Origin of the sequence: Mycobacterium sp., assembly GCF_965229265.1 — a bacterium.
Lineage (GTDB): Bacteria > Actinomycetota > Actinomycetes > Mycobacteriales > Mycobacteriaceae > Mycobacterium.
Map to the genome: position 1 here is coordinate 2,074,350 of NZ_CBDDIY010000010.1, position 14,410 is coordinate 2,088,759.

Below are 14,410 nucleotides of genomic sequence, written 5' to 3' on the forward strand. Positions count from 1 at the left end.
CTAGCCGGACAGGTGGAAGTTGCCAGACTGACCGTAGATAGCCAGCGAAACGAGCATCGTCACCACAGCCGCAACGACCATTGACGTGCGGACCGCGCGGCCGACGGCTTCACCCACACCAGCCGGCCCTCCTGATGCAGTGAACCCGTAGTAGGTGTGAACCAGCAGGATCACCACCGCCATGGCGAGCGCCTCGAGAAAAGACCAGATCAGGTCCTCTGGATTGAGGAATGTCTTGAAGTAATGGTCATACACGCCGGTCGACTGTCCGTAGATGAAGGTGGTGCCAAATCGAGCCGCCAAGAACGACATCAAAACCGCCACGCAATACAGCGGGACAACCACAATCATGCCGGCGACGAGACGCGTGGCAGCAAGGTAGGCGACCGAGCGAATCCCCATGACCTCCAACGCATCGATCTCTTCACTGATCCGCATTGCGCCTAGCTGAGCGGTCGATCCAGCGCCTATCGTTGCCGCTAAAGCGATTCCGGTAGTCACAGGGGCTATCAGCCGGACGTTGAAGAATGCCGACGCAAAGCCCGTGAGGGCCTCAACGCCGAGTTCGGAGAACTGGTTGTAACCCTGGACGGCGACTAACGACCCCGTCGCGATGGTCAGGAATCCCACGATGACCACGGTGCCACCGATGATGGCCAAAGCGCCCACGCCCAAGCCCATTTGAGCTATCAAACGCAGTACTTCAACCTTGTAGTGGACTAGTGCGTCTCCGATCGAACGGAGGGTCTGGACGTAGAAGGACGTTTGGACACCGATGTGATTCCAGCCGTCGATCCAACTGCGGACGATACGCGCGGCACGGGGGTGAACGCCGGTCGGAACGCTCATATCGTTCCCACCACCTGCACGCTGATCGATGTAATGACGATGTTGATCGCGAATAGCGCCACGAAGGTGTAGACGACGGTCTCGTTGACAGCGTTGCCCACCCCGGCGGGACCTCCACCCACCGAAATCCCTTTGAAGCAGGCGATCAGACCCGCAGCCAACCCAAAGAGGGCGGCCTTGACCATCCCGACCACCACTTTCGCGAGGCCGGTGATCAATGTCATACCAGCCGCGAACGCACCGGGTGTGACGTTCTGGACGTACACCGAAAACACGAAGCCACCAACAATCCCCACGAGAATCACCAGCGAGGACAGCATCACGGCGACAAATGTTGCTGCCAGCACACGGGGAACAACCAGTGACTGAATCGGGTCGATGCCCATAACCCGCAACGCATCGAGCTCCTCACGGATGGTTCGTGCGCCCAGATCGGCGCACATTGCAGTCGCGCCAGCGCCGGACACCACCAGAACGGTGACAATAGGGCCGATTTGGGTCACTGAGCCCTCCGAAGCACCCACACCCGAGAGGTCGGAAGCGCCGAACTCAGCCAACAGCAGGTTGAAGGTGAACACCAGCAATACAGTGAAGGGAATCGCCAGGAGTACCACAGGCAGAAGTGACACCCGCGCGACGAACCATGATTGCAACACGAATTCCCGCCACGCAAAGGGCTTTCGAAACAGCGTTATCAGCGTCTCGTACGCCATTGCAAAGAACTGGCCGATGCCCCACATGGGTTTCGTGAGCCCATAGAAACTCATACGCACACCTTGGCGCGGTCGTGCCCGGACGCCGACTCGGATCTCGTGGGATTACTCGGACTGGCTGCGCAAGAGTTACTTCCGAGCTGGCGTCCTTCTGCACGTGCGCGACACGAATGCGCGGCGAAGAGCTGGCTACCTACGGCCCGTTCGCTGGCCCCGCGCGACGGTGGCGGATAGTGCACATCGTCCCGGGAAAGGACGGCGATCCGAACAGCTGCCCTCACGCGCTGACCGACCCCGCGCAAACTCTCGTCCATATGCGCTGAGACACCCTTCCTCGTCATGGTGACGCACGTTACACCCGTGTAGAACGAATGTGCAAGCACACTGTGTAAGACGAATGTTTGATTCAATCGAATTTCGTGGTACCTGACCAAGGTGGGCAGGAGACAGCCTGGATGACTTCTCGGATGCGCAACCCGCACAGATTCTTTCGCTAGCGCTGCAGCGCTGCAGCGCTGCCGATGGCATACGTGACGGCGAAGGTCCCAACGCCACATCGATGCGGGCGCAGCGGGCCTAGCGCCCGCCATGTTTGGCGATTAGACGGGCGGCGTGCCGTGGCTAAACCCGCCCCCTATCGGCTATCAGCCAGCTGATGGCAAGTCGTGATACCGACTTCGGTGAAACACCAGTGGGTTTGGCATCGCGTTGCTTCGCACGGCATGGACGCCAAAGATGATGATGTCGTGATCTCCCGCCGCGACCCGGTCGACCACTTTGGCGTCGATCCACAGCGTGGCACCGTTGATGAAGACAGCGCCCTCATCCGTCGGTGTCCAGTCGACACGAGTGAAGCGATCAACGGCCCGAGATGCGAGATCCACTGCCACGCTCGTGTGTTCGCTGGCCAGGATGCTGATGCCAAGCTTGTCCAAGAGTTGTAGTTTTGGCCAAGTAGTCGACGTGTGTGCGATGCACACCGAGACCAGCGGCGGGTCCAGCGATACCGAGGTGAACGAGCTTACCACCAGACCAGCTGGCGAACTATCGACGATACCGCAGATGGCCGCGACCCCACTGGGGAACAGCGCAAAGGCGCTGCGCAACGTCCTTGCATCGCGGCAGGCGCCGCGTTCGCCCTCGGTCAACACCGTAGAAGCCGTCGTATGCGTGGTATCAGCCATAGACGTGCTCCCCGCATCAAAGAAAGTTGGTGATATTGGGCTCAACCCCGAGCAAGGCCCGACCATAGGTCTCGTAGAGGGGTTTTGTGTTGACAAATGCGTGCCGGCTGGCAACGTTGATATCACGCCAAAGCGATTGCAGCCGACTGGATTCGGCGAACGCCGAGGCGCCCGCTATCGACATCAAAGTTCCCACCGCCTGGCGGAGGTTCTCACTGGCATGTCCCGAATCAGCGCGGCAGCGGGCGCGGACGGGCAACGACAGTTGACCGTGGCGCGTATCAACATCGAGAACAGTTGCCGCACGCTGGACATGCAGCGAGGCTGTATCGATCTGCATCGCCGCTTCCCCGATGGTTTCGATGGTCACCGCGCTATCCGTCTGCTTGTCGAAGTTGAAGTACGAGATTCCGCGCTTGTGGGCGTTCGCCGACACCAACTCGAGGAGCGTCGCGGCCATTCCCAGTGTGGGACCCATCAGTCCAACGCTGAACAGCAGGGCGAAGGGTATCCGGTCCACGGCCTCGACATCGGGGCGGTGGTTGGCCTCCGCCGCAATGCGTTCCCGTAGGAGCATTGACATCGACGATGGTACGAAAAGGTCGTCGGCAACGACAGTGTTCGATCCGGTGCCCCGCATTCCGACCACGTACCAGGTGTCTTTGATGGTGAGTTGAGACATTGGCATGAAGAGCACGACCTGATCGACCGCCTCGCCGACGTCGTTCACCACTTCGGCGTTGACCATGATCCACTCGGCATGCAGGCATCCGCTGGTGAATCCCCATGAGCCGGTGACCCGATAGCCGCCGTCTACCGGGACAGCCTGGCCTGTCGCGGCAGCCACCCCGCAGACAGTCGGTCGCTCTGAGGAGTACACCGCACCAGCACCCTCCTCCCCCAGGAACGAACCAGCGAAGGCAGTGGTGTAGCACAGCAAGGTGTAGACCCAAGCCGTCGACGGACATCCCTTCGCCAGTTCGGTGCTGATCGCCAACTGACCCCGTACGTCGCCGCCGAAGCCACCCCAACGAGCCGGGGTGAAATACTTGACGAGCCCGCTGTCGTGTAATTCGTCGATCGTCGCCTGGGGAAGCCGACGCTGCCGCTCGGCTTCCGGGGCACGTTCGAGAAGCCGCGGTCGCATCTCCCGCGCGGCGGCAACCAACCGCTCAAGGTCAGCCGATGAGGCTTGCTTACTGTTATCGCCGCGAGTCACGTCATCGGTGATCGTCATGTAACTTCGTTCCCTTCCGGGGCAATACTGGTGGACGGTTCTCTGTGCCCGCGGGACCATGTGCCGCGGAGGAAGCGCAGCCGATCAGCTGCTGACTCCGATTTGCTTGAGCAGTCCTGTCCACGCTGGGATGTTCATCAATGCGCGGTATTCTGCCTGCATTTCGGGAGTGAGGATCTCGACCATCAGTCGATCCTCGATCCACACCTCGATCACCCCGAACGCGCCGCCGCGGCGGTAAACATTGGCGTCCAGCCCCTGGCGGCGTGCCCACGCCAAGACCGCGTCTTCATCCAGGTCGGTGCTGATTGCGAGATGCGTCGCGTTACTCGGCCCTACCCGTTCACCGGGGATGCCGTAGAAGGCTGACCGAATCGACTCCGGCGGGGCATCGTCGTCTTGCCGGGTGAGATCGGTGCCGCGGGGATAGACCTCGACGGCAGTGCCGAGGTTTCCTTTGGCCATGGCGATCCAGGCACCTTCGACTACTGGGGGGAAGGGTGTTGCGACACCTGCCCAGATTTCGGCGAGCGCCTCGGCGACTTCCCGGGGGTTGTCTGCTTCGACTGATACATGGCAAATCACTGGTTGTTCTCCTGACGGTATGGGGTGATCACTTTGGGGACTTGGTGCGGCGCGCATCGAGCATCGCTTGAATCCGGGCCGCCGCCGGCAACCCCAGCTCGCGGGCCTCTGCCTTGGCGCGCTCCCACACGTCCATCTGCTGTGCGGCTAGGTCACCACTGTTGTTCCACGAGTCGTCGGTGTGCGCCGTGATCTCCAGTCGGATGTCGTTGACCGGGTCGTAAAAGTAGATGCTGTAGATGATCTCGTGGTCGGTGGGCCCGACCACCTCGATGCCGTGCTGTTCTAGGTGCACTTTCCAGGCATCGACATCCGCAGGAGTCTCGACCTGCAGCGCCAGGTGGTCGAAGAGGCGGTAGACGGGGTGCGCAGGTTGCGCTCGTGCCGGCAGATCCGGGGCTTCGAAGAACGCGACGGTCGATCCGTCAGCCATTCGAAAAAAGATGTGGAAGTAGACGATTGGATCGCCGGTCGAGGTGACGTTGTCGTCGATCAGACCGTTGACATACTCCATCTTCATGACATTTGTGTAGAAGTCTGCGGTCGCCTTGGCATCCGGTGTGACGTATGCCAGATGACTCAGCATCTTCGGCATTCGAGCCTCGCCGACCTCGGTCGCCGTTGCGTCGGCGGCAGGATTGGTTTCTAAGATCGTCATGTAAGTCCTCCGATTCCGTGTTGCGGTCCGTGTGCACCAGTACTCATGCGAGGCGTCGACTACGCAGCCAGCCGCCGATCTCCTGGGCGACGAGATCCATGAGTTCCGGTTGGCCCTGGAAGTAGTGGGTGCCTTTGGGAATGTCGACGCGTTGGTAGTCCGACCCAGTCAGCGCTTCCTCGAACATTGCGACGTGCGACGGTAGGACGCTCGGGTCGCCGGTACCCGTCATGAGAAGAACGGGAACCTCAACATCTTTGATGTTGTGGACGCCGGCGTGTGAGTCCTGCAGACTCCATTGACTCAGCCACGAGCGCGCCGAGCAGTAGTGTCCCAGGGACGCCGGCAGGTAGTTTGATGCTGCCGGCGGTCCCCAGAACGTCGCGCCGTAGGCGCGGTCATTGGCATCGATACTCAAGTCGAGAAACCGCGGATCGGCAGTGGTGCCGTGCACCACGAAGGGAAAGTCATTGAGCTGCCCGTCGAATCGCTTGTCGACCTCCTCGAGCCACAGCCTCGCCTGCGCCGAGATGCGATGGTTGCGTGCAACTTGCGCTGCCCGGAACCGCTTCATGAACTCGTCGGAGAAGGGTGGGCCGTGACGCTCGTCGAACATGTCCAGCTCTGGATCACGATCGAAGGGCTGGCTCTCGTCGGTGATGGCCGGATCCAGCCACTCCGTGCGGAGCAACGCACGACTGGGGTGAGCGTTCAGCAGGATCAACGCATCCGCCGGCGAGAGGTCGGCCTTGGTCAGGTCCGGCCCGCCTCCCCCCGGAGCGGCGGTGATCGTCGCATGGCGAGCCTGCGACTGATACAGGGGTGCCAGACCTCCACCACCCGAGTTGCCAAGCAACACAACGTTGTCGTAGCCGTCCTCGCGCAGGTATTTCACCGTCGCGGCGACGTCGAGAACGCAGTTCTCCATGAGTAACGTGCTGTCGTTACCGACGTACCGAGTGCAGAGTCCGATTGCCGCTACGCCCTGGGGGGCCAAGCGCTCGAGCAGGTAGTGCCCAAGGAAATTCGACGTCGGATGAACCAACACAACGGCTGTCGACGGGCGAGGACCGATGGCGCGAACTTCGCGACCCCAGATCCGTCCCGAGGCGCGAGCGACACCTGAATACACATCGACGCCGCTGGATGCGTACATCGGGATACCGAGGAGTCGGTCTTGCAGGTCGTTGGCGGTCATCGGACCGTGCCCCCTCGTTGCTGACGTATCACAGGTGTGCGCCTGAGCAGATTGTTCATCGGACACCGTGCGCAGCGATCACGCGCTCTGCGGTCCGGTTACCCCACACCACTGCGGTGTTCTGGCCAGGGTTGGACATGTAATCTGCTGCGAACTGAATGCGGTCGTGCGGGTTGAGTGCGGCGTGGAATTCACCAATGCGCCGATAGGCACCCATCTTGGTGAACACCAGCGCTCTATTCCACCGTGTGACATGGCTGAACTCGACGGTCTCGCTGGTGATTTCGGGAAATGCGCGATGCAGAGACCGAACCGACTGCTCTACGATCTGCTCGTCCGATGCCGACATCCACTTGCCGGACGCACTGGTTTCCCAACAGCATCCGAACAGTGCGCGCCCGGCGGGGGCGCGGTCAGGAGCCTTGTTGTGCTCCAGGAATATACATCCGATCTCAGGGTCTTCAACCGAAGGCAGCTGGAGCAGCATCGCGGGGTTGTCCGGACGTACCCTCGTTCCCACTCCGACAGTAATCGCCTGGGTGTAGCCCAGCGCCTGATTCAGCGGGTTGAGCAAGTCTGCGCGGTCTGGGCAGATCGCAGTCGCGATGGGCAATGGCGTGCTGATCACAGCAACGTCGTAGTCGCGGACTTGATTCTGTCCTTCGTGGTTGAGTTCGAGGACGACCTTGGATCCCCGCTCAGAAACATTCGTGACCTCGGCCTCCAACGTGATGTTGAGGTGACTGGCCAACAGATGCGGCACGTAGCCGACGCCCCCCTCCACGGCGTAGATCCGTGCGTTGAATGCGTTGGCCAACCCGTTGAACAACTCCACCTTGCTCACTTTGTCGGTGTTGGCGATCAGCATCGTCCGCACGATCGGCTCGCAGAGATAGCTGTCGATTTCCTCGCTGAGCGCGCGCAGCGCGTAGGTGCGCGCAGTTTCGGTATCCAGGGGAGCCGCCTTGCTGAGATCTCCCTCGACCAGCTGTCCTCGAGACTTGGCGAGGATGAGGTCTTTGCCCAATCGCCCCAATTTCACCTTCGCCTGCCAGGACAGCAGCTTGGTCGAAAGGCCAGAACGCACCATGTGGCCGAGATCCAGCAGGTGGACATGTCCGTCTCGGAGAATGCCGATGTAAGGCGAGGCGGGCACCACCCGATCGCGTACGCCCAGATCGCTGGTCAGGTCAATGTAAGCGGTATAACTCTCCGGCAGCGCCGAAGCGCCAGTATCGACCAAATACCCCTGTGCTCTCACGCTTTTCGTGCGTCCGCCGACTTCGCTCTCGGATTCGAAGACATCGACATGCCACCCGGCTTCCTGCAGTCGATACGCGGCAGTCAGTCCCGACAGTCCGGCACCGATGACCGCCGCAGTCTTTGCGGGTCGAGTGTCGGCAGGCCCGATGCCCCGCACCCCGGCGTGATCCTTGGTGCTGACGACTGCTTTCAGTGGAACCCTTGCCTCGGCATCATCGCGCATGAGACGGACGTTACACCCCGCTAGAACGGATGTGCAAGTGTTCTGTGTCAGACAGTTGTACTTGTCGCATAGCAGCGCGCCGACGGTTTGCCCGGACTCGCACGTTGCGTGCGTTCGCCCCGGTCGGCGGGTCGGCATCTCTACTAGAGCAGCAGCCGCCCCGCCTCCGCCATGGAACGGATGTGTCAGTTAAACGTTTGAACAAGTCGTGTGAGACATATGTGCTAGTGTCCGTCACGGTGGTCCGGGATCGCAGCCCAGATGCGAGAGCGTGCGGCCGACATGGCGCCGGGAGCAACCGAGGCGTCTGCCTTGACGCAGGCTTCACCGCCCGACCACCGGCCCGAGCGCTGCCGTGAGGCGGTGACCGGCCTGCCGGATCCACAGGCACGTCACTGATCGTCATATCGAAAGGAAGTCTGGAGATGTCATCGTCACTGGAAGTGAACAAGCAAATTGCCCGCGACGCGATCGAGGCGTTAGGCAGACTCGACACCGAGAAATTTTTGAGTTACATGGCCGATGACGTCGACTTCGAAACTCCTGGCGAGCATTTCATCGCCGGCAAGAAGTCCAAGGCGGACCTGGCAGCCGAACTACCGTCGATGCAGCAAGTCATTCCCGGTGGCGTCTCATTCTCCCTACGGTCGGTTACCGCTGAAGACGATCGCGTTCATATCGAGGGCGTGGGAAGCGCCCGCACGATCGATGGCCGCCCTTACAACAACACCTATCACTGGGCGCTGCAAATCCGCGACGGGAAGATCATCGCTTTCCGCGACTATTTCGATAGTGACCTCGCGGCTCGAACCTTCGCCCAGCCCGCGGAGTCCTAATCACTGTCCGATAACCGTCAATCGGCGACGGGCTCAACCCGGCAGAGGAGCTATCGGTGGGCTATCTCCTTCACATCGACTCGTCATCCAGTCCCGACACGTCGGTTTCGCGTTCGGTGGCCGGTAGTTTCCTGGCCACGTGGCCGCGAAGCGTCGTGCACCGGGACCTGTCGGTGACGCCTGCACCACATCTGAGCGCCGCAGGTATCAGCGCCCGGATGGTGGACCGAGACCGCTTCACGCCCGAACAGGCCGCCGCCGCAGCGATTCAAGATGAGCTCATCGGCGAATTTCTCGGTGCCGGCGCTTATCTGTTTACCGTTCCGATGTACAACTTCTCGGTCCCATCGGTGTTCAAAGCATGGATCGATCAGGTTGTGGCAGTCGGGCGCACGGTGTCCCTCGGCGAAACCGGCCCGCCAGCGGCGGGCCGCCCAGCGGTCGTCATCTCCGCACGCGGCGGCGGATACGGCGCGGGGACTCCGAATCATGGCATGGATTTCGTCGTGCCCACCCTGGCCGCCATCCTGGGCAGTTCCCAATGTCTGGGCTTGGACATGCGGACCATCCTTCCGGAAATGACGATGGCAACCGTTGATCCGCACTTGGCTGGGTTCCGCGAGAACTACGAGGCATCGCTTGCCTACGCACACCGCAGCGCGCGTGCCGAGGCGAAGAACATCGCGGACTGGCTGGCATCACAGCCCTCTGTGTGATCTGCCTGCTGTGTCATCGGGCCAGTAACACCCGACCCGCCGTCACCCGGTGACACAGCAGGCCCACCTGGTGACGATCGCTGCGCCCTCCCGTTACCGGCCACGAATGCGGCGGACCAGATGTCAGCCGTCGGCACTGATTACGACCTGCGTTCGACAAGTTGCGCGTCGATCCACGCCCTAGCTGCCATCACGTCATCGGTTCCCATTGTCGCAATTCCCCACAATCGGCCCGCGGCACCAATGCTTTTCAGATGAACGGCGTGAGCATCGGTCGAGATCACGAATGCGACACCGCGGCAGTACCGCCTCACGCCCGGCCTGAGTTCGGTGAGCATCCGGAAGAACTGGCCGACGCCACCGACCGGCCTCGGCGGTCGAGTGATCTTCGGCATTGCGATCAGAGCGGCAAACGGCTGCCGACGTCGAGTCGCTTCGCGCAATGTTTCGAAGACGATCTGGGCGACCAACTCCGGGCTACTATGCGTGACGTCCAGTTCGACTGTCGGCCAGCGCGCAAACGATTGCTCGCTATCCATGGCTGGCAGGCTGCGCTTGCATCGACAACATCGTTGCGTCGCAAAGGTTCTGGTGAGCGCGAGCCTCAGTTGTTCGAAGGTCGTACGCGTCGACGAGCGCGCGAATCTGGCGGGGGTCAACGGTAAAGCTAGCCAGCAGGTAGGTCCACGCGGAAGCCATGTCGTCGGAGTTCTTTCCGAGCCGGTCGAGTTCGCGGGAAAGTTGATACTCGCCGAGGAACATCGCCGCTACCGCACGTGCAGCATGAGCAACATCCAGGTCGCTATGCACCTCGCCGTCGGCCTTGGCTTGATCGAGGAACCGTTCCATGTGGCCGATCCAAAGCAGGTGTGGACGACGAAGATGTGTGTCGATCGCCGAGTGTTCTCTGTTCAAGCGGTAAGCCGCTCGGAACACGACATCCGTATCGGCTCGAGCGATAATGCTGCGTACCGCTGCGACCAGGGCATTGACCCCCCGGAGACCGCGCCCGTCGATGTCGTCGACCATCTGACGCATCTGTTTGACTTCCTCATCGATAATTGCAGCCGCAAGGCTGGCTTTCGACGCGAAGTGATAGGCGACTGCGCCTTTGGTCATGTCGAGTCGCGCCGCGATACCGCCGATACTGCCCCCCGCATATCCGTTGGCATCGAACTCCTCTGCCGCGGCGGCGATCACTAGCAGTTTGGTGCGGTCCGATTGATCCCGTCTAGTCATCGACGCCCTTCCGTGAATCGGAGATGCCGGCACGGTGCCGGTTGAGACGCCCAACCAAGCCCTTGCCGTCCTAGTATGCATAGCCTAACCTACTTTACATCCTGAACGTTCAGTATGTCAGTAAGAAGGTTCTTCATGGCCAGGTCTCGTTCACCGCACGTTTCGTCGCAGGCAGGCAATCCCACGGTGACGGAGCAGGTCAAAGCACTACTGGGTCTACTCCGCCCGATCCGGGTCCAACTCGTCGTCGCCATCGCGATCCAGGCTGTGGCCGCCGCGTCATCCGTGGTGCCCTTTATCGCGGTCGCGTCGCTGTCGAGATCCCTCGTCGAACAGGGCCTGTCTCGGCCGGACGAGTTGTGGCGTTGGAGCACCATCGCGCTGACCGCACTGTTGGTGCGCGCAATCGCGACACTAGCGGCAGGGGCACTCACCCACTACGCGGACAACGACCTGCAGTACCTGTTGCGACGCAGGCTTGCATCGCGGCTCGAACGCGCACCACTGGGATGGTTCACCCAACGCAGTGCCGGTGCAATCAAGAAAGGCGTGGCCGACGACGTGGCGGCCATGCATCACCTGGTCTCCCACGCAGAGCTGGAACTGACCAACGCGATCGTCGTGCCGTTGGCGACCCTCGCCTATCTCTTCTCGGTCAACTGGGCGCTGACCCTGGCGGTACTGATTCCTCTCCTCCTGGGTTTCTACCTGTACTCCCGGCAACTGTCGGCAGGCAAAGGCCAGCTGGATCAATACTCCACGGCAATGGAGCAAGTCTCGACGGCCGGTGTCGAGTTCATGCAAGGCATTTCGGTGGTGAAGACCTTCGGTCAGACAGGCCGCGCCTATCAGCGATTCCGGGATCGCACACAATCCTTCGTCGACTTCTTCTGGGGCATGGTCATGGGATCGCGTAAGACCACTACCGCCGGCGATGTCACGCTCGCTCCGATCACATCCCTGGTCGTCGTCGTCGGGAGCGGAACCCTCCTGGCCCAACTCGGATGGGCGGACGCCGCCGATGTCATCGCATTTGCAATTCTCGGCCTTGGCATCACCGGCCCCTTGTTCGGGATGTGGTTCGCGCTGACGGCAACGCAGCAGGCCCAAGCCGCCGCTATCCGGGTGCAGCAGCTGCTGCAGACCCCAGTTCTGGAAGAACCTGAAGAGACCACCCTGCCCGCAGGTGAGGTGTTGGAACTACGTGACGTCGGTTTCAGCTACGACGGAGCGCATCAGGCCCTCCACCGCATCAGTTTCCAGATGAGGCCGGGAACGACGACCGCGCTGGTCGGGCACTCCGGGTCGGGCAAGTCGACAATCTCGCGGTTGATCCCTAGATTCTGGGATCCGAACCAAGGTCAGATCATGCTCGGCGGCGTCGACATCCGCCGCATCAGTTCCGACGAGCTGTTCCGACACATCAGTTTCGTGTTTCAGGACGTGCAATTGCTCCGGTCAAGCGTGCTGGACAACATGAGGATCGCTCGCCCAGACGCCACGATGCATTCCGTGTACGAAGCAGCGCGGTCTGCACAGATCCACGATCGGATAATGGAGCTACCCCGCGGCTACGACAGCGTTGTCGGCGAAGATGCGGTGCTCTCCGGCGGTGAGGCACAACGTATTTCGATTGCACGGGCGTTACTCGCCAATGCGCCGATCCTAGTCCTGGACGAAGCAACAGCGTTCGCCGACCCCGAGTCCGAGGCTCAGATTCAGGACGCCCTCGCCGAATTGGTAGCCGGCCGTACGCTGCTCGTGATCGCCCATCGCCTCTCTACCATCGAACACGTCGACAACATCATTGTGCTCGATCACGGACGACTCGCCGAGAGTGGCACCCACGACTCGCTACTCCGACGCAATGGGGTCTACGCCCGGATGTGGCTCAGTCACTCCCGAGCCGACCTAAGACCCAATCGCCCCACTGAAAACACCTCGGCGAAAGGGATCTTCGCATGATTCGCCAGCTTCTCCGCATCCTCGGACCTGACGCCAGCGCCTTGCGAAAGCTATTGGCCGGACTAGTGGCCGGCGCCGCCGTACAGGGACTGGCGTTCGCACTGATCGTGCCGCTGCTCACCGCTCTCATCGCGGCGGACTGGCCCACGGTATGGCGGTGGTTCGTGGCGGAGATCGTCCTACTCACCATCTATGCAGTCGTGACCTACCGAACGAAACTGGCGTCCGTCGACGCCTCACGGCTCATGGCCGTCAATCTGTGGCAGCGTTTGGGTGACCATATCGCTCAACTTCCGCTGGGCTGGTTCACTCCCGGCCGTGTCGGGCTAACGGCGAAAACTGTATCGTCGGGTGTTCTGGACGTCATGGGATTCCCGACGAATCTTCTGCGACCCCTGGTCGATACCTTCGTCACCCCGGCAGTCGTCGTCGTGTCGATGTTCTTCTTCGACTGGCGCCTAGCGGTCGTTGCCGGTCTCACCGCACCCGTGATCGCCCTTGCCTACTTCTCCGCGGGCCGGCTACTGGGTTCCACTGACTCCCGCACCCACGATGCCGCAGTCGAAACCGCCAATCGCTTGGTCGAGTTCGCGCAAGCCCAGCCCGTGCTGCGCGCATTCGGTCGTCGCCGCGACGGTCTGCGCCTTCTCGACGACGCACTGCTCGCACAGCGCGATGCCGACCGCCAAATGGTCACTCGGGTAACCCTGGCCCAATTCGGATTTGGACTCATCGTGCAGGCTGCGTTCACTGTCATCCTGCTCGCCGGAATAGCGCTGATGCTCTGCCGCGCCCTGGAGCCGTCGTGGTTCATTGCCCTGCTGGTCCTCACCACCAGGTATGTCCAGCCAATGCTCGACGCGGGTGATCTTTCCGCGGGCCTGCGGGTCATCCGCAACAACCTCCAACGCATGGAGAACATCCTTGCGACACAGCCGCTCCCGACTAATGGCCGATCAGTCTCGGTGCCAACCGATTCCACCATTGAATTCGACCATGTCACCTTTCGGTACGATGATCACCGCGCGGTGCTGAGCGATGTCAGCTTCCGTGCGCCTGCGCGCAGCATGACAGCATTGGTCGGACCCTCCGGTTCGGGCAAGACGACGATTACCCGGCTCGTCGGACGCTTCTGGGACCCCACGGCCGGTGCCATTCGTATCGGTGGCGTGGACATCGCCAGTTTGACCCCGCACCAACTCATGAGCCAACTCTCGTTCGTCTTCCAGGATGTCTATCTCTTCTCGGGCACCATCGGTGACAACATCCTGTTGGCCAAACCCGAGGCGAGCCAGCAGGAGCTCGATCGGGCGGTGGCGCTGGCCCGCGTCGACGAGATGATCGAGCGGATGCCGGGAGGTATCCACTGCCAGGTGGGCGAGGGCGGCTCGGCCCTCTCCGGGGGTGAGCGCCAACGCGTGTCCATTGCCAGGGCAATCCTCAAGGACGCCCCAATCGTCTTGCTCGACGAAGCCACGGCTGCTCTTGATCCCGAGAATGAGGCACTCGTCCAGGAAGCCCTCAGTGCCCTGACGTCCGATCGCACGTTGATCGTCGTCGCACATCGCCTGCAGACGATCGCTGCGGCGGACCACATCCTCGTGCTCGATGAGGGACGGATCACTGAAAGCGGCAACCACAAGGACCTTCTCGCCCTCGACGGAAAGTACGCGTCCTTTTGGCGCGAACTGGACCGCGCCCGAGGCTGGCGACTGGTCAAGCCCCACTGACTGCCCGGATCTCA

Annotated in this window: 14 protein-coding genes; 4 read left to right on the forward strand and 10 right to left on the reverse strand. The window is 61.5% G+C overall.

From position 1 onward, the window contains the following. The 8 genes from ADBZ9K_RS11605 to ADBZ9K_RS11640 all read right to left on the reverse strand — a co-directional run bounded on the left by ADBZ9K_RS11605 (position 1) and on the right by ADBZ9K_RS11640 (position 7,910). Complete coding sequence (locus ADBZ9K_RS11605) at positions 1–849, reverse strand: MlaE family ABC transporter permease (protein ID WP_526620395.1); 849 nt, start codon at positions 847–849, stop codon at positions 1–3. Next, positions 846–1,616 carry an MlaE family ABC transporter permease gene (locus tag ADBZ9K_RS11610; RefSeq protein WP_526620396.1) on the reverse strand — a complete coding sequence of 257 codons (771 nt, stop codon included), beginning with the start codon at positions 1,614–1,616 and terminating at the stop codon, positions 846–848. Before ADBZ9K_RS11610 ends, ADBZ9K_RS11605 begins: the two co-directional genes overlap by 4 nt. A 590-nt stretch (positions 1,617–2,206) precedes the next feature. Next, on the reverse strand, positions 2,207–2,746 hold the full coding sequence (locus ADBZ9K_RS11615; RefSeq protein WP_526620398.1) for a flavin reductase family protein: 540 nt from the start codon (positions 2,744–2,746) through the stop codon (positions 2,207–2,209). Between the two features lie 16 nt (positions 2,747–2,762). After that, the gene (locus tag ADBZ9K_RS11620; RefSeq protein WP_526620400.1) at positions 2,763–3,983 is read right to left on the reverse strand and encodes an acyl-CoA dehydrogenase family protein; all 1,221 of its coding nucleotides are present in this window, start codon (positions 3,981–3,983) and stop codon (positions 2,763–2,765) included. A gap of 84 nt (positions 3,984–4,067) precedes the next feature. After that, complete coding sequence (locus ADBZ9K_RS11625; protein WP_526620402.1) at positions 4,068–4,625, reverse strand: hypothetical protein; 558 nt, start codon at positions 4,623–4,625, stop codon at positions 4,068–4,070. Then, complete coding sequence (locus ADBZ9K_RS11630) at positions 4,597–5,226, reverse strand: VOC family protein (protein WP_526620404.1); 630 nt, start codon at positions 5,224–5,226, stop codon at positions 4,597–4,599. Before ADBZ9K_RS11630 ends, ADBZ9K_RS11625 begins: the two co-directional genes overlap by 29 nt. 43 nt (positions 5,227–5,269) lie before the next feature. Then, the gene (locus ADBZ9K_RS11635; RefSeq protein WP_526620405.1) at positions 5,270–6,424 is read right to left on the reverse strand and encodes an alpha/beta hydrolase; all 1,155 of its coding nucleotides are present in this window, start codon (positions 6,422–6,424) and stop codon (positions 5,270–5,272) included. 55 nt (positions 6,425–6,479) lie between these two features. Further along, on the reverse strand, positions 6,480–7,910 hold the full coding sequence (locus ADBZ9K_RS11640; RefSeq protein ID WP_526620407.1) for a protoporphyrinogen/coproporphyrinogen oxidase: 1,431 nt from the start codon (positions 7,908–7,910) through the stop codon (positions 6,480–6,482). Between the two features lie 425 nt (positions 7,911–8,335). Between ADBZ9K_RS11640 and ADBZ9K_RS11645 the strand changes: the two genes are divergently transcribed. Together ADBZ9K_RS11645 and ADBZ9K_RS11650 are read left to right on the forward strand one after the other, a co-directional pair. Further along, positions 8,336–8,746: a nuclear transport factor 2 family protein gene (locus tag ADBZ9K_RS11645; RefSeq protein WP_526620409.1), complete on the forward strand. Its 411-nt coding sequence runs from the start codon at positions 8,336–8,338 to the stop codon at positions 8,744–8,746. Between the two features lie 56 nt (positions 8,747–8,802). Beyond that, positions 8,803–9,462 (forward strand): FMN-dependent NADH-azoreductase, encoded by a 660-nt coding sequence (locus ADBZ9K_RS11650; protein ID WP_526620410.1) that lies wholly within the window; start codon positions 8,803–8,805, stop codon positions 9,460–9,462. 140 nt (positions 9,463–9,602) lie between these two features. Here ADBZ9K_RS11650 and ADBZ9K_RS11655 read toward each other — a convergent pair whose 3' ends face one another. Both ADBZ9K_RS11655 and ADBZ9K_RS11660 read right to left on the reverse strand, forming a co-directional pair. After that, a complete protein-coding gene (locus tag ADBZ9K_RS11655; protein ID WP_526620412.1) occupies positions 9,603–10,001 on the reverse strand; it encodes a hypothetical protein in 399 nt (132 codons plus the stop codon). Beyond that, on the reverse strand, positions 9,994–10,662 hold the full coding sequence (locus tag ADBZ9K_RS11660; protein ID WP_526620414.1) for a TetR family transcriptional regulator: 669 nt from the start codon (positions 10,660–10,662) through the stop codon (positions 9,994–9,996). The genes ADBZ9K_RS11655 and ADBZ9K_RS11660 overlap by 8 nt, the downstream gene beginning before the upstream one ends. 225 nt (positions 10,663–10,887) lie before the next feature. On the opposite strand from ADBZ9K_RS11660, the gene ADBZ9K_RS11665 reads away from it, so the two are divergent. Continuing rightward, positions 10,888–12,666 (forward strand): ABC transporter ATP-binding protein, encoded by a 1,779-nt coding sequence (locus tag ADBZ9K_RS11665; RefSeq protein ID WP_526620415.1) that lies wholly within the window; start codon positions 10,888–10,890, stop codon positions 12,664–12,666. Beyond that, the gene (locus tag ADBZ9K_RS11670; RefSeq protein WP_526620417.1) at positions 12,663–14,396 is read left to right on the forward strand and encodes an ABC transporter ATP-binding protein; all 1,734 of its coding nucleotides are present in this window, start codon (positions 12,663–12,665) and stop codon (positions 14,394–14,396) included. Before ADBZ9K_RS11665 ends, ADBZ9K_RS11670 begins: the two co-directional genes overlap by 4 nt. The last annotated feature ends 14 nt before the right edge of the window (positions 14,397–14,410 follow it).

Bases quoted from the DNA above. Each gene is read 5' to 3' on its own strand.
- ADBZ9K_RS11670 (WP_526620417.1), top strand. From the start codon at position 12,663: ATGATTCGCCAGCTTCTCCGCATCCTCGGACCTGACGCCAGCGCCTTG.
- ADBZ9K_RS11645 (WP_526620409.1), top strand. From the start codon at position 8,336: ATGTCATCGTCACTGGAAGTGAACAAGCAAATTGCCCGCGACGCGATC.
- ADBZ9K_RS11640 (WP_526620407.1), bottom strand. From the start codon at position 7,910: ATGCGCGATGATGCCGAGGCAAGGGTTCCACTGAAAGCAGTCGTCAGC.
- ADBZ9K_RS11625 (WP_526620402.1), bottom strand. From the start codon at position 4,625: ATGCGCGCCGCACCAAGTCCCCAAAGTGATCACCCCATACCGTCAGGA.
- ADBZ9K_RS11605 (WP_526620395.1), bottom strand. From the start codon at position 849: ATGAGCGTTCCGACCGGCGTTCACCCCCGTGCCGCGCGTATCGTCCGC.
- ADBZ9K_RS11610 (WP_526620396.1), bottom strand. From the start codon at position 1,616: ATGAGTTTCTATGGGCTCACGAAACCCATGTGGGGCATCGGCCAGTTC.
- ADBZ9K_RS11635 (WP_526620405.1), bottom strand. From the start codon at position 6,424: ATGACCGCCAACGACCTGCAAGACCGACTCCTCGGTATCCCGATGTAC.
- ADBZ9K_RS11615 (WP_526620398.1), bottom strand. From the start codon at position 2,746: ATGGCTGATACCACGCATACGACGGCTTCTACGGTGTTGACCGAGGGC.
- ADBZ9K_RS11630 (WP_526620404.1), bottom strand. From the start codon at position 5,226: ATGACGATCTTAGAAACCAATCCTGCCGCCGACGCAACGGCGACCGAG.
- ADBZ9K_RS11620 (WP_526620400.1), bottom strand. From the start codon at position 3,983: ATGACGATCACCGATGACGTGACTCGCGGCGATAACAGTAAGCAAGCC.
- ADBZ9K_RS11655 (WP_526620412.1), bottom strand. From the start codon at position 10,001: ATGGATAGCGAGCAATCGTTTGCGCGCTGGCCGACAGTCGAACTGGAC.